We start from the raw sequence: 14,782 nt of genomic DNA, 5'->3' as shown, positions 1-14,782 counted from the left end.
CAGGGGCTCGACAACCTGGAGCTGACCCAGCAGCGCACCAAGGGCTTCGACGACGCGCTGAAGAACTACCCGAACATCAAGAAGGTGGCCCGGCAGGCCGCCGACTTCACGGTCGAGTCGGGCCAGGCCAAGATGGCCCAACTCCTCCAGGCGCAGTCGAACTTCGACGCCCTGTGGAACCACGACGACGACCAGGGCGTGGGTGCCCTGCGCGCCATCGAGCAGGCCGGGCGCGACGACTTCCTGATGGTCGGCGGCGCGGGCGCGCTGTCCGCGTTCCAGGCGATCAAGAAGGACGACGGGGTGCTGAAGGCGACCGTCCTCTACCCGCCGACCATGGCCGCCTCCGCGATCGACCTCGCCCGCGCCCTCGGCCAGGGCAAGGGGGTCGGCGGCCTTGCCGAGTTCGAGATCCCGTCCTCGCTGACGCTCTACTCGGCCGTCGTCGACAAGGCCAACGTCGACCAGTACATGTCCACCGGCTTCAAGTGACGGGTCCTGCCGGACGGGCCCGACCGGCAACTCGGATCGAGGCATCGCAGGACGAAGCCCCGGACCACCGAGTCGGGCCCCACCCCCCACCGCGCCGCGACCACGAGGAGGACACACGCATGGGACAGCCGCAGCAGCCCGACCAGGCCGAGGCGGAGGAGTCAGGAGCGCCGGGGCCCGACGCGGGGTTCGGAACCGGGGCCGGCACCCGGGCCGAGGCCGAGGCCGGGGGCGCGGCCGGAGCCGAGGGCGAAGCCCCGACGGAGGCCGGAGTCCGGACGGCGGCCGTGCCCGGTTCCGGTACCCCGGGGACGGCGGCCGTGCCCGGTGACGGAACCCCGCCCACCGGGGGCGCGGCGGGAACCGGGATGGCGGGCAGGGCCGTCGACGGAGCCGTGGCAGGGGCGGCGGACGGAGACGGAGACGGATCCGGGGCCGTGGCCGGGTTCGAGGCGGGGCCGGCGTCTGGCGTCGGAGCCCGTGCCGGGTCCTGGCCCGCCGGGCTCGCCGGTGGGCCCGGCAAGCCGCCGCTGCGGGTCGGAATGGTCGGGTACGCCTTCATGGGGGCCGCGCACTCGCAGGGGTGGCGGACCGCCGGGCGGGTCTTCGACCTGCCGCTCAGCCCGGTGCTCGCCGCGGTCTGCGGTAGGGACGGCGACGCGGTGCGGGCCATGGCGGACCGGCATGGGTGGGCGTCGACGGAGACCGACTGGCGGGAGCTGATCGCCCGGGACGACATCGACCTCGTGGACATCTGCACCCCCGGCGACAGCCACGCCGAGATCGCCCTCGCCGCACTGGCCGCAGGCAAGCACGTGCTCTGCGAGAAGCCCCTCGCCAACACGGTCGCGGAGGCGGAGGCCATGGCGACGGCGGCCGAAGAGGCCTACTCGCGCGGGCAGTTGGCAATGGTCGGCTTCAACTACCGTCGCGTGCCGGCCACCGCCCTCGCCCGCCGCATGGTCGCCGAGGGCCGGTTGGGCGCTCTGCGGCACGTGCGGGTGACGTACCTGCAGGACTGGCTCGTGAACCCGGAGTTCCCCCTGACCTGGCGGCTGCGCAAGGAGTCGGCCGGCTCCGGAGCGCTCGGCGACCTGGGCGCCCACATCGTCGACCTCGCGCAGTACCTGGCGGGCGAGCCGGTGATAGGCGTGTCCGCGCTGATGGAGACCTTCGTACGCGAACGGCCCCTGCCCGCAGGTGTGTCCGCCGGTCTGGCCTCCTCCGGCGGCACGGCCGGGCGAGGCGCGGTCACCGTCGACGACACGGCCCTGTTCACCGGCCGCTTCGCCTCCGGCGCCGTCGCCTCCTTCGAGGCGACCCGCTTCGCCACCGGCCGCAAGAACGCCCTGCGCATCGAACTCAACGGCGAGCGCGGCTCGTTGGCCTTCGATCTGGAACGGCTCAACGAACTCTCCTACCACGATCACACCGAACCCGGCACCCACGCCGGTTTCCGCCGCATCCTCGTCACCGAGCCCGACCACCCCTACCTCGACGCCTGGTGGCCGCCGGGCCACGGCCTCGGATACGAGCACACCTTCGTCCACCAGGCCCGCGACCTCGTGCACGCCGTCGCGGCGGGCACCAGGCCCGAGCCGTCCTTCGCCGACGGGCTCCGGGTGCAGCGTGTGCTCGCGGCGGTCGAGGAGAGCGCCGAGAAGAACTCGGTCTACACCCCGACCCACACCCCCACAACGGTCTGAGGAGGCCCCGGACATGCCGCGCGACTTCACGCTCTTCACCGGCCAGTGGGCCGACCTGCCCCTCGAAGACGTCTGCCGCCTCGCCCGCGACTTCGGCTACGACGGCCTTGAACTCGCTTGCTGGGGCGACCACTTCGAGGTCGACAAGGCCCTCGCGGACTCGTCGTACATCGACTCCCGGCACCAACTCCTGGAGAAATACGGCCTGAAGTGCTGGGCCATCTCCAACCACCTGGTGGGTCAGGCGGTCTGCGACGCCATCATCGACGAGCGCCACCGGGCCATCCTGCCCGCCCGCATCTGGGGCGACGGCGAGCCCGAGGGCGTACGGCAGCGGGCCGCCGCCGAGATGGCCGACACCGCGCGGGCCGCGTCCGCCTTCGGCGTGGACACCGTCATCGGCTTCACCGGCTCCGCCATCTGGCACCTGGTCGCCATGTTCCCGCCCGCCCCCGAGTCGATGATCGAGCGTGGCTACGACGACTTCGCGATGCGCTGGAACCCTATCCTCGACGTCTTCGACGCCCAGGGCGTGCGGTTCGCCCACGAGGTCCACCCGAGCGAGATCGCATACGACTACTGGACAACTCAGCGTGCACTGGAGGCAGTTGACCGCCGTCCGGCGTTCGGCCTGAACTTCGACCCCTCACACTTCGTGTGGCAGGACCTCGACCCGGTCGGCTTCCTGTGGGACTTCCGCGACCGGATCTACCACGTCGACTGCAAGGAGGCCCGCAAGCGCCTCGACGGCCGCAACGGCCGCCTCGGCTCGCACCTGCCCTGGGGCGACCCCCGGCGCGGCTGGGACTTCGTGTCGGCCGGCCACGGCGACGTCCCCTGGGAGGACGTCTTCCGGATGCTCCGCTCGATCGACTACCAGGGACCGATCTCCGTCGAGTGGGAGGACGCCGGCATGGACCGGCTCCAGGGCGCTTTCGAGGCCCTGACCCGCCTCAAGGCGTTCGACTTCGAACCGCCGTCGGCCGCCTTCGACGCGGCGTTCGGCGGCAACGACTAGGGCCTGTCCGCAGGACAGGCCCTAGGGCCCGGCCCATCGGGCCATCTGTCGACCCGGCCCCCACGGCCCGGTCATGTCTCCGGGGTGACGGCGCACCCCGGCGTACCGCACACACCCGTACACCTCCGTACGACCAGCCCCTCTCTGGAGGCATTTCGTGCACCCGTACGACGACAACAGACACCCCACCAGCACCTTCAGACGCCGCAGCCTGCGTGGACCGATCGCACTGCTGAGCGGCCTGCTGCTCGCGGGTGCCTCGCTCTCGCTCACCTCGCCCGCCGCGGGCGCGGCCGAAGCCGAACCGAAGACGGCCGCTGCCGCCGCGGCCGAGGACTTCCAGCAGGTCACCCTCGCCAAGGGCGAGCCGGAGGTCGGCGAGCCCATGTCGCTCGCCGTCCTCCCGGACCGCTCGGTCCTGCACACCTCGCGCGACGGCGAACTGCGGCTGACCGACGCGGCGGGCAACACCGAACTCGCCGGCAAACTCGACGTGTACAGCCACGACGAGGAGGGCCTCCAGGGCATCGGCGTCGACCCGGCCTTCGCCGACAACCGCTTCATCTACCTCTACTACGCGCCCCCGCTGAACACCCCGGCCGGTGACGCACCCGAGACCGGAACGGCCGCCGACTTCGCGCCCTTCGACGGCGTCAACCGGCTCTCCCGCTTCGTCCTGAAGACCGACGGCACCCTCGACGCCGCCAGCGAGACGAAGATCCTCGACGTCCCCGCCTCCCGGGGCATCTGCTGCCACGTCGGCGGCGACATCGACTTCGACGCGGCGGGCAACCTGTATCTGTCGACGGGCGACGACAGCAACCCGTTCCAGTCGGACGGCTTCACCCCCATCGACGAGCGCTCCAACCGCAACCCGGCCTTCGACGCCCAGCGCACCTCCGGCAACACCAACGACCTGCGCGGCAAGATCCTGCGCATCAAGGTGAACGCCGACGGCTCGTACGCCGTCCCCGACGGCAACCTCTTCGCGGCCGGCACGGACAAGACGCGTCCCGAGATCTACGCGATGGGCTTCCGCAACCCGTTCCGCTTCAGCGTCGACAAGAAGACCGGCATCCTCTACGTCGGCGAGTACGGCCCCGACGCGGGCGCCGCCAACCCCTCGCGCGGCCCGGCCGGACAGGTCGAGTTCGCCCGTGTGACCAAGCCAGGCAACTTCGGCTGGCCGTACTGCACGGGTAAGAACGACGCCTACGTCGACTACGACTTCGCGACCGGCACCTCGGGCGCGGCCTTCGACTGCGCGGCCCCGAAGAACACCTCGCCGAACAACACCGGCCTCACGGACCTGCCGCCCGCCGAACCCGCCTGGATCCCCTACAACGGGGCCTCCGTACCGGAGTTCGGCGACGGCTCCGAGTCCCCGATGGGCGGCCCGGTCTACGACTACGACGCCTCGCTCGACTCCCCGGTGAAGTTCCCTGAGGCGTACGACGGCGACTTCTTCGCCGGTGAGTTCGGCCGCCGCTGGATCAAGCGGATCACGAGCGACGCCGACGGCACCGTGCAGTCGATCAACAACGTGCCGTGGACCGGTACCCAGATCATGGACATGACCTTCGGCCCGGACGGCGCGCTGTACGTCCTCGACTACGGCATCTCCTGGTTCGGCGGCGACGAGCACTCCGCCCTGTACCGCATCGAGAACGCCACCGACGGCCACTCCCCGGTCGCCGCCGCAGCGGCCGACCGCACCTCGGGTCAGCCGAAGCTGAAGGTCCGCTTCTCCTCCGCCGGCACGACCGACGCCGACGGCGACGCGCTCACCTACAGCTGGGACTTCGGCGACGGCGGCACGTCCACGTCGGCGAACCCCACGCACACCTACAAGAGGAACGGCACCTACACGGCGACCGTGACCGCCAAGGACACCTCGGGCCGCACCGGCAGCGCGAGTGTGCAGATCGTGGTCGGCAACACCGCGCCCAAGGTCGAGCTGCAACTCCCGGCGGACGGGCAGCTGTTCGCCTTCGGTGACGCCGTACCGTTCAAGGTGAAGGTGAGTGACCCGGAGGACGGCCGCCCGATCGACTGCTCCAAGGTCAAGGTCACCTTCGTCCTCGGTCACGACAGCCACGGCCACCCGGTGACGTCCGCCAACGGCTGCACCGGCACCATCCAGACCAGCGCCGACGGCGGCCACGACGAGAACGCCAACATCTTCGGGGTGTTCGACGCCGAGTACACCGACGGCGGAGGCGGCGGCCAGGCCCCGCTGACCACCCATGACCAGAACGTCGTCCAGCCCACCCACCGCCAGGCCGAGCACTACGGCGACTCGTCGGGCATAGCGGTGCAGTCCAAGGACACGGCGCACGGCGGCAAGACGGTCGGTGACATCTCCAACGGCGACTGGATCTCGTTCGAGCCGTATGTCCTGTCCAACGCCACGAAGATCACCGCGCGTATCTCCTCCGGGGGCGCCGGCGGCAGGCTGGAGGTCCGCGCGGGCTCGCCGACCGGCCGTGTCCTCGGCAGCGCGACCGTTCCGGTGACCGGCGGCTGGGAGAACTTCCAGGACGTCACGGCCAACCTGTCCAAGGCCCCGCACGGCAGCACCACCCTCTACCTGGTGTTCAAGGGGAGCGGCTCCGACGGCCTGTTCGACGTGGACGACTTCACCTTCACGAAGCGGTGAGGGGGCGTCATGCCGACGAACGGACGCTTGTGGGCCGCGCTGGGTGGCGCCGCCCTGCTGATCGGATGCGTGTCGGGACCGGCCGTGTCCGATGACGCGGGCCGCTCCGGGGGCCACGGGGACGAGCGCCGGGTGCTGGTGTTCTCCAAGACCGCCGGTTTCCGCCACGACTCGATCCCCGAGGGCATCACGGCCGTACGGGAGCTGGGCGCGGCCCACGGCTTCGCGGTCGACGCGACGGAGGACGCCGGCGCCTTCACCGCCCGCAACCTCGGGCGCTACGACGCCGTGATGTTCCTGTCGACGACGGGGGACGTCCTCAACCCGGCCCAACAGGGCGCGTTCGAGCGGTACATCAAACGCGGGGGTGCCTATGTGGGCGTCCATGCGGCCGCCGACACCGAGTACGACTGGGCCTTCTACGGCGGACTCGCGGGCGCGTACTTCCAGTCGCACCCCGCGATCCAGCCCGCGACGGTCGACGTCGAGGACCACGCCCACCCGGCCACCGCCGGTCTGGGCACGGCCTGGAACCGCACGGACGAGTGGTACAACTACCGCTCCAACCCCCGTGACCGGGCCCATGTCCTCGCCTCGCTCGACGAGTCGTCGTACAGCGGCGGCACCATGAACGGCGACCATCCGATCGCCTGGTGCCAGGACTACCAGGGCGGCCGCGCCTTCTACACCGGCGGCGGCCACACCAAGGAGTCCTTCGCCGAACCCGCCTTCCGGCAGCACCTGTTGGGCGGCATCCGGTGGGCGATCGGCGAGGCCCAGGCCGACTGCCGCCCGGAGAACGGCTACCGGCCGCTCTTCGACGGCACAGCCGAGTCCTTGTCGGCGTGGCGGCAGGCGGGGCCCGGTTCGTTCACGCTTGCCGACGACGGCACGATCACGTCGGCCGACGGCATGGGCATGCTCTGGTACGCCGGTCAGAGCTTCGGGTCGTACTCCTTGAAACTCGACTGGAAGACGGCCGGCGACGACAACTCCGGTGTGTTCGTCGGCTTCCCGCCCTCGGACGACCCCTGGTCGGCCGTGAACAACGGCTACGAGGTCCAGATCGACGCCACGGACGTACCCGAGAGGACCACCGGGTCCGTCTACGGCTTCCGCTCCGCCGACATCAAGAAGCGCGATCGCGCGCTGAACCCGCCGGGGGAGTGGAACACGTACGAGATCCGCGTGGAGGGCGAGCGCCTCCGCGTCTATCTCAACGGCGTGAAGATCAACGATTTCACCAACACCGATCCGGTTCGGAGCCTGCGCGACGGTCACTTCGGCATCCAGAACCACGGAGCCGACGACCAGGTGTCCTTCCGTGACATCCGGATCAAGGAACTGCCCGCGCGGGCCGCCGCCGCATCGGCCGCGGCCCGGGCTCCGGGCGACTGAACGGCGGCGGGCGGGGGACGCCGGACCTCCGCCCGCCGTCTCCCCCCTTCCCGCGCCCTGTCTCCGCCGTTCCTTCCGCCGAGGCGCCGGGGTTCGCGTACGTACGACGAGGAGGTCACCCATGTCCGTGTCCGAGTCCCGTTCCGCGGGGTCCGAAGGGAACGAGCCCCGGGTGGGCGTATGGCTGATCGGGGCGCGCGGCTCCGTCGCCACCACCGTCGTCGCGGGTTGCGCGGCCGTCGCGGCGGGCCTGCACACCCCGGCGGGCATGGTCACCGAGACCCCCCTCTTCGCCGACTCCGGTCTGCCCCCGCTCTCCTCCCTCGTCTTCGGCGGCCACGACACCGTCGACTGCTCCCTGCCCAAACGGGCCGAGGCCCTGGCCGCCGGCGGCGTTCTGCCCCACGGCCTCCCCGCGGCCGTCGCCGCCGAGCTGACCGCCGCGGAGCGGGAGATCAGGCCCGGCGGTCCCTTCCCGGACGACACGAGGACCCCCGCCGAGCTGATCTCCTCCTTCACGGCAGACATCCAGGACTTCGTACGGCGCCGGGGACTCACCCGGGCCGTGGTGGTGAACGTGGCCTCGACGGAACCCGCGCCGACGGGAGCCGCCCTGCCTCCCAGTTCCCTGTACGCGGCGGCCGCCCTCCGCGCGGGCTGCCCCTACGTGAACTTCACCCCCTCGACCGGCCTCCACCACCCGTCACTCGCTCCCCTCACCGCCTCCTCCGGCCTCCCGTACGCCGGCCGCGACGGCAAGACCGGCCAGACCCTCCTGCGGTCGGTCCTGGGCCCGATGTTCGCCCAACGGGCCCTGGCCGTCCGGGCCTGGTCCGGCACCAACCTCCTCGGCGGTGGCGACGGTGCCGCCCTCGCCGACCCGGCCGCCGCCGCTGCGAAGAACGCCGGCAAGGAACGTGTCCTGACCGACAGCCTGGGCACCACCCCCGAGGGCGAGACCCACATCGACGACGTGCCCGCCCTCGGCGACTGGAAGACCGCCTGGGACCACATCGCCTTCGACGGCTTCCTCGGCACGCGGATGGTCCTCCAGACCACGTGGCAGGGCTGCGACTCCGCCCTCGCGGCCCCGCTGGTCCTGGACCTCGCCCGTCTCCTGGCCCGAGCCCACGAAGCGGGCCTCACGGGGCCCCTGCCCGAGCTGTCCTTCTATTTCAAGGACCCCGTGGGCGAGGGCCCGGCGGCCTTGGGGGAGCAGTACACGGCGTTGGCGGGGTTCGCGGAGCGGTTGCGGCGGCATGCCGTGGGCGTGGGCGAGCCAGAGACGGGACCTTCGGAATCGCAACCTTCGGAAACGCAACCTTCGGAAACGGGGCCTTGGGAGGCGAGCCCGGCATGAATCCACGGCCGCACCTCCCGACGCTCTCCTTCGGCTACGGCACCAACGGCCTCGCCGACCTACGGCTCGACGATGCCCTCGCCCTCCTCGCCGACCTCGGCTACGACGGCGTCGGTCTGACCCTCGACCACATGCACCTCGACCCGCTCGCCCCCGACCTCGCCGCCCGCACCCGGCGCCTCGCCCGACGGCTGGACGACCTCGGTCTGACCGTCACCGTGGAGACCGGCGCCCGCTATGTCCTCGACCCACGCCGCAAACACGGCCCCACGCTGCTGGACCCCGACCCCGACGACCGTGCCCGCCGGGCCGACCTGCTGATCCGCGCGGTCCGGGTCGCCGCCGATCTCGGCGCCCACGCCGTGCACTGCTTCAGCGGAGTCACCCCGCCCACCACGGACGAGGACACCGCCTGGAAACGACTCCCCGACGCACTCACCCCCGTCCTCGACGCCGCCACGGCCGCCGACGTCCCTCTCGCGATCGAACCCGAGCCCGGTCACCTCCTCGCCACGCTCGCCGACTTCCACCGCCTCCGCGAGGCCCTCGACAGCCCCGCCGCGCTCGGCCTCACCCTCGACATCGGCCACTGCCAGTGCCTCGAACCGCTCCCTCCCGCCGACTGCGTCCGCGCCGCCGCGCCCTGGCTACGCCACGTCCAGATCGAGGACATGCGCCGCGGCATCCACGAGCACCTTCCTCTGGGCGACGGCGAGATCGACTTCCCACCCGTCCTCGAAGCCCTGGCCGCCGTCGACTACCGCGCCCTGACCGTCGTCGAACTACCCCGCCACTCCCACGCCGGCCCCCACTTCGCCGAACAGTCCCTTTCCTTCCTCCGCCGCACGACCGTCCGCACGCCCCTTCCCGGGAGCACCTCGTGATCCACCACCGCACCCCGGCCGACCCGACGGCCCGCCCCGCCAACCCGGCCCTCGGCGCCCCCGCCGACCTGCGCGGCCACCTGAACGCCCACCTCGCGGGCGACGCCCGCGCCTGGCTGCGGCGGACGCTGGACGAGGCCGCCGACCATCGGGGCACCCACGGACCCATCTCCGTCTGGGAGCTGCGCCTCGCCGAGGCGGGCCGACGCTGCGGTACCGACCACGCCGACGCCGTCCGCGTGCTGATCCTGCACGCGGCCCGCGCCGACACCGACGCGCTCACCCGGGTCTACCGCCAGGGCACCGCCGACGAACGCCGCGCGGTGCTGCACGCGCTGCCCCACCTGGTGTCCGGCCCCGACGCGCTGCACCTCGTCGAGGACGCCCTGCGGACCAACGACACCCGTCTCGTCGCCGCCGCCCTCGGCCCGTACACCGCCCGCCATCTGGCCCCGCACCAGTGGCGGCACGCCGTACTCAAGTGCCTGTTCACCGGAGTGCGCGTCGACGAGATCACCGGCCTGACCCGCCGTGCCCACGGCGACACCGAACTCGCCCGCATGCTCGGCGACCACGCCGAGGAACGCACTGCCGCGGGCCGTCCCGTACCCGAGGACCTGTACCGCGTCCTGGCCCTGACCGCGTCCCCACCGGCCGACGAGATCGGCATCGACGGCGAGGAGTCCTGATGCGCATCTTCGACCCCCACATCCACATGACGTCACGCACCACCGACGACTACGAGGCGATGCACGAGGCGGGCGTCCGCGCGGTCGTGGAGCCGGCCTTCTGGCTGGGACAACCCCGCACCTCGGCCGCCTCCTTCGTCGACTACTTCGACTCCCTGCTGGGCTGGGAGCCCTTCCGCGCCGCCCAGTACGGCATCGCCCACCACTGCGCCGTCGCCCTCAACCCCAAGGAGGCGAACGACCCGCAGTGCACGCCGGTGCTGGACCAACTGCCCCGCTACCTGCTCAAGGACCGGGTCGTGGCCGTCGGAGAGATCGGCTACGACTCCATGACCCCGGCCGAGGACCACGCGCTCGAACACCAGCTGCAGCTGGCCGCCGACCACGGCCTGCCGGCCCTCGTCCACACCCCGCACCGGGACAAGCTCGCCGGTCTGCGCCGCACGCTCGACGCCGTACGGGCCTCCGCCCTGCCCGTCGAGCGGGTGCTGCTCGACCACCTCAACGAGATCACCGTCAAGGAGGCCAGGGACAGCGGCGCCTGGCTCGGCTTCTCCGTCTACCCGGACACCAAGATGGACGAGGAGCGCATGGTCGCCGTCCTCAAGGAGTTCGGCCCGGAGAAGGTGCTGGTCAACTCCGCCGCCGACTGGGGCAGGAGCGACCCCCTCAAGACCCGCAGGGTCGGCGACGCCCTGCTCGACGCCGGGTTCGACGAGGACGACGTGGACCTGGTGCTGTGGCGCAACCCCGTCGCCTTCTACGGACTCAGCGGCCGGCTCGCCCTCGACGTCACCACGACCGGCACCACACACGAGGGCAACAGCATCCTGCGCGGCGGTGAGTGACCCATGCGCTTCCGCCACCCCGACGGCTCCACCGTCCACCTCGCCTACTGCACCAATGTGCACCCGGCCGAGACCCTCGACGGCGTCCTCGCCCAACTGCGCGACCACTGCGAGCCCGTACGCCGCCGCCTCGGCCGCGACCGCCTCGGCATCGGTCTGTGGCTGGCCAAGGACGCCGCAGCAGCCCTGGTGACCGACCCGTCCGCCCTGCGCGGCCTGCGCACCGAACTCGACCGGCGCGGCCTCGAGGTCGTCACCCTCAACGGCTTCCCCTACCAGGGCTTCGGCGCCGAAGAGGTCAAGTACCGCGTCTACCAGCCCGACTGGGCCGACCCGGAACGCCTCGACCACACCACCTCCCTCGCCCGCGTCCTCGCCCAGCTCCTCCCCGACGACGTCACCGAGGGCACCATCTCGACCCTGCCCCTGGCCTGGCGCACCGCCTACGGCGACACCCGCGCCGCCCGGTCCCGCACGGCCCTGCGCACCCTCGCCGAACGCCTCGACGCCGTGGCCGACCTGACCGGCCGCTCCATCCGCGTCGGCCTGGAACCCGAACCCGGCTGCACGGTCGAAACCACCGCCGATGCCATCGGCCCCCTGACCGACATCGGCCACGACCGCATCGGCATCTGCGTCGACACCTGCCACCTCGCCACCTCCTTCGAAGACCCGCACACCGCCCTGGACGCGCTCAGCCGAGCCCGCGTCCCCGTCGTCAAATCCCAGCTCTCGGCCGCCCTGCACGCCGAACACCCCCACCTCCCCGACGTCCGCGAAGCCCTCGCCGCCTTCGACGAGCCCCGCTTCCTGCACCAGACCCGCACCTCCACCGCCGTCGGCCTGCGCGGCACCGACGACCTCGGCGAGGCACTCGAGGGCGACTCCCTGCCTGATGCCTCCCCCTGGCGCGCCCACTTCCACGTCCCGCTCCACGCGGCCCCCGCCGCGCCCCTCACCTCCACGCTCCCGGTGCTCAAATCGGCCCTCACCCACCTGGTCGGCGGCGCCCACCCCCTCACCCGCCATCTGGAGGTCGAGACCTACACCTGGCAGGCCCTGCCGACCGAACTGCGCCCCAGCACGCGCGCCCAGCTCGCCGACGGGATCGCAGCCGAACTCGCCCTCGCCCGCGACCTGTTGACGGACCTCGGCCTGAAGGAGCTGCCGTGAACCCGCGACCCGGAGCGGGTCCCACCCCTCTCCTCGTCCTGGACGTCGTCGGCCTCACCCCCCGTCTCCTCGACCACATGCCGCACCTCAAGGCCCTCGGCCAGTCCGGCTCCCGTGCCCCACTGGGCACCGTCCTGCCCGCCGTCACCTGCGCCGCCCAGTCCACCTTCCTGACCGGTTCGCTCCCCGCCGAGCACGGCATCGTCGGCAACGGCTGGTACTTCCGCGAACTCGGAGACGTCCTGTTGTGGCGCCAGCACAACGGTCTCGTCGCCGGGGACAAGCTGTGGGACGCCGCCCGCCGCGTGCACCCCGGCTACACGGTTGCCAATATCTGCTGGTGGTACGCCATGGGCGCCGACACCGACATCACCGTCACTCCCCGTCCGATCTACTACTCCGACGGCCGCAAGGAACCCGACTGCTACACCCGGCCCCCGGCCCTGCATGACGAACTCACCGCGAAACTCGGCACGTTCCCCCTGTTCCACTTCTGGGGACCGGGCGCCGACCTGCTCTCCAGCCGCTGGATCGTCGACGCGACCCGCCACATCATCCGTACCCACCGGCCGGACCTGGCCCTCTGCTACCTCCCCCATCTCGACTACGACCTGCAGCGCCACGGCCCCGACGACCCGCGCTCCCTGAAGGCGGCCGCCGACCTCGACAAGGTCGTGGCGCCCCTGCTCGACGACGCCCGCGCGCAAGGCCGTACCGTCGTCGCGCTCTCCGAGTACGGCATCACCCGAGCCGACCGTCCCGTTGACATCAATCGCGCCCTGCGCCGCGCCGGCCTCCTCGACGTGCACACGCAGGACGGCATGGAGTACCTCGACCCGATGGCCTCACGGGCCTTCGCGGTCGCCGACCACCAGATCGCCCATGTCTATGTGCGCCGCCCCGAGGACCTGGAAGCCACCAGGGAAGCCCTCGCGGATCTGCCCGGTATCGACCGACTCCTGGACGACGAGGGCAAGAAGGCCCATCACCTCGACCATCCGCGCTCCGGCGAGTTCGTCGCCGTCGCGGAGCCGGACGCCTGGTTCACGTATTACTACTGGCTCGACGACGATCGCGCGCCCGACTTCGCGCGACTCGTCGAGATCCATCGCAAACCCGGCTACGACCCGGTCGAGCTGTTCATGGACCCTCTCGACCCGTACGTGAAGCTCAAGGCGGCCACGGCACTGGCGCGCAAGAAACTCGGTCTGCGCTACCGCATGGCGGTCGTGCCGCTGGATCCCTCGCCTATTCGCGGCAGCCACGGCCGCCTTCCCGCGAGCGACGACGACGGTCCGCTCATCATCTGCTCCACCCCCCGAGCCGTCGGCGACCGCGTGGCGGCCACCGATGTGAAAGCACTCCTGCTCCAACTGGCCGGTCTCTCCTGACCGGTCAGAGGTCCTCACTGGTCACAAGTGAAGCACTCACCACTGACAACGCCCTCCCATTCAGAGGAGTTCCAGCATGAGCCGCACCCACCAGCCAGATCCCGAACTCACCCACCGCCTCAGCAGACGAGGCATGCTCGGCGTGGCCGCGGGCGCCACCGTCGCCGCCCTGCTGGGCGCGGCCGCCCCGGCGCAGGCCGCCGCAGGCACCGAAGCCGCGGGCAAGGGCCGGGGCCGCCCCGTCCTCCCGCCCGGCCGGCTCGGCATCCAGCTCTACAGCCTGCGTGACAAGGTCTCCACCCTCGGCTTCGCCCCGGTCTTCGCCGAGTTGGAGAAGTACGGCTACGACGAGGTCGAGTTCGCCGGCTACACCCAGGGCTCGGCGGGCCCCATCACGCTCGCCCAGCTGAAGCGACTGGCCCGCAACCACGGCGTCACCCCGATCGGCAGCCACGTCGGCTACTACGCGAGCGACCCGAACGCGTACACCTTCGCCCAGAACCTCACCAAGGTCCTCGACGACGCCCAAGCCCTCGGTCTCAAGCACATCGGCACCGCCGCAGGCCCCTTCCGCTACGGCATGACCGTCGACGCGATGAAGCGGGCCGCCCACGAGTTCAACACCTACGGCGCGGCGGCTAAGGCGCGCGGCATGAAGTTCTACCAGCACAACCACTCCGAGGAGTTCTCCTTCGCCACCGACAACCCCAAGGTCCGCCTCTACGACGTCCTGCTCCGCGAGACCGACCCCGACCTCGTCTTCCTCGAGATGGACATCTTCTGGGCGTACGTGGCCCAGTTCCGCTTCTCGAAGCGGCCCGACGGCACGTCCGCGCCCTTCGAGCCCCTGGACTACGTCCTCAGGCGCCCCAGCCGCTACCCGCTCTTCCACGTCAAGGACGGCGAGAGCGACCCGTCGAACCCGTTCGGCTACCGCATGACGGATGTCGGCGACGGTGACATCGACTACCAGAAGTTCATCTCGGCCGTCACCCGGCTGAAGGGCCACCGCCTCGCACACCACTGGCAGGCCGAGCACGACAACCCCGCCGAGTCCTTCACGTTCGCCCGCCGCTCCAGCGAGCACCTGCACTCGCTGCGGGAGAAGTGCTGACGGAGGCCGGGGAACCAACGGCAGCAGGCGGCCGCCCCGTGGTGCGAGAC

At 71.5% G+C, this 14,782-nt stretch carries 12 protein-coding genes; all 12 read left to right on the top strand.

Annotated elements, in window-relative coordinates:
* The coding region (locus tag ACFU53_RS40675; protein ID WP_384004529.1) for a substrate-binding domain-containing protein at nucleotides 1–492 on the top strand (492 nt) is incomplete at its 5' end.
* Between the two features lie 119 nt (nucleotides 493–611).
* Nucleotides 612–2,198 carry a Gfo/Idh/MocA family protein gene (locus ACFU53_RS40670; protein WP_384004527.1) on the top strand — a complete coding sequence of 529 codons (1,587 nt, stop codon included), beginning with the start codon at nucleotides 612–614 and terminating at the stop codon, nucleotides 2,196–2,198.
* A gap of 13 nt (nucleotides 2,199–2,211) precedes the next feature.
* Nucleotides 2,212–3,216, top strand: coding sequence for a sugar phosphate isomerase/epimerase family protein (locus ACFU53_RS40665; protein ID WP_384004525.1), 1,005 nt, complete (start codon nucleotides 2,212–2,214; stop codon nucleotides 3,214–3,216).
* A 157-nt stretch (nucleotides 3,217–3,373) separates the two neighbouring features.
* Entirely contained in the window at nucleotides 3,374–5,875 is a 2,502-nt protein-coding gene (locus tag ACFU53_RS40660; RefSeq protein ID WP_384004523.1) for a PQQ-dependent sugar dehydrogenase, read from the top strand.
* A gap of 9 nt (nucleotides 5,876–5,884) precedes the next feature.
* Nucleotides 5,885–7,273 carry a ThuA domain-containing protein gene (locus tag ACFU53_RS40655; RefSeq protein ID WP_384004521.1) on the top strand — a complete coding sequence of 463 codons (1,389 nt, stop codon included), beginning with the start codon at nucleotides 5,885–5,887 and terminating at the stop codon, nucleotides 7,271–7,273.
* Nucleotides 7,274–7,394: 121 nt separating this feature from the next.
* Complete coding sequence (locus ACFU53_RS40650; RefSeq protein ID WP_384004519.1) at nucleotides 7,395–8,633, top strand: inositol-3-phosphate synthase; 1,239 nt, start codon at nucleotides 7,395–7,397, stop codon at nucleotides 8,631–8,633.
* Nucleotides 8,630–9,517 (top strand): sugar phosphate isomerase/epimerase family protein, encoded by an 888-nt coding sequence (locus ACFU53_RS40645; RefSeq protein WP_384004517.1) that lies wholly within the window; start codon nucleotides 8,630–8,632, stop codon nucleotides 9,515–9,517. Before ACFU53_RS40650 ends, ACFU53_RS40645 begins: the two co-directional genes overlap by 4 nt.
* Complete coding sequence (locus tag ACFU53_RS40640; RefSeq protein ID WP_384004515.1) at nucleotides 9,514–10,206, top strand: EboA domain-containing protein; 693 nt, start codon at nucleotides 9,514–9,516, stop codon at nucleotides 10,204–10,206. The genes ACFU53_RS40645 and ACFU53_RS40640 overlap by 4 nt, the downstream gene beginning before the upstream one ends.
* Nucleotides 10,206–11,054, top strand: a complete 849-nt coding sequence (locus ACFU53_RS40635; protein WP_384004513.1) for a TatD family hydrolase — start codon at nucleotides 10,206–10,208, stop codon at nucleotides 11,052–11,054. The genes ACFU53_RS40640 and ACFU53_RS40635 overlap by 1 nt, the downstream gene beginning before the upstream one ends.
* Nucleotides 11,055–11,057: 3 nt before the next feature.
* Nucleotides 11,058–12,227 (top strand): metabolite traffic protein EboE, encoded by a 1,170-nt coding sequence (gene eboE / locus ACFU53_RS40630; RefSeq protein WP_384004511.1) that lies wholly within the window; start codon nucleotides 11,058–11,060, stop codon nucleotides 12,225–12,227.
* Entirely contained in the window at nucleotides 12,224–13,618 is a 1,395-nt protein-coding gene (locus tag ACFU53_RS40625; protein WP_384004509.1) for an alkaline phosphatase family protein, read from the top strand. Before eboE ends, ACFU53_RS40625 begins: the two co-directional genes overlap by 4 nt.
* Before the next feature lie 76 nt (nucleotides 13,619–13,694).
* Nucleotides 13,695–14,732 (top strand): sugar phosphate isomerase/epimerase family protein, encoded by a 1,038-nt coding sequence (locus ACFU53_RS40620; protein ID WP_384004507.1) that lies wholly within the window; start codon nucleotides 13,695–13,697, stop codon nucleotides 14,730–14,732.
* Nucleotides 14,733–14,782 lie beyond the last annotated feature (50 nt).

The sequence above is a fragment of the Streptomyces sp. NPDC057474 genome (assembly GCF_042802555.1).
Taxonomy (GTDB): Bacteria; Actinomycetota; Actinomycetes; order Streptomycetales; family Streptomycetaceae; genus Streptomyces.
The sequence above is the reverse complement of the archived record's forward strand: the minus strand, read 5'-3'. Positions and strand labels throughout refer to the sequence as shown.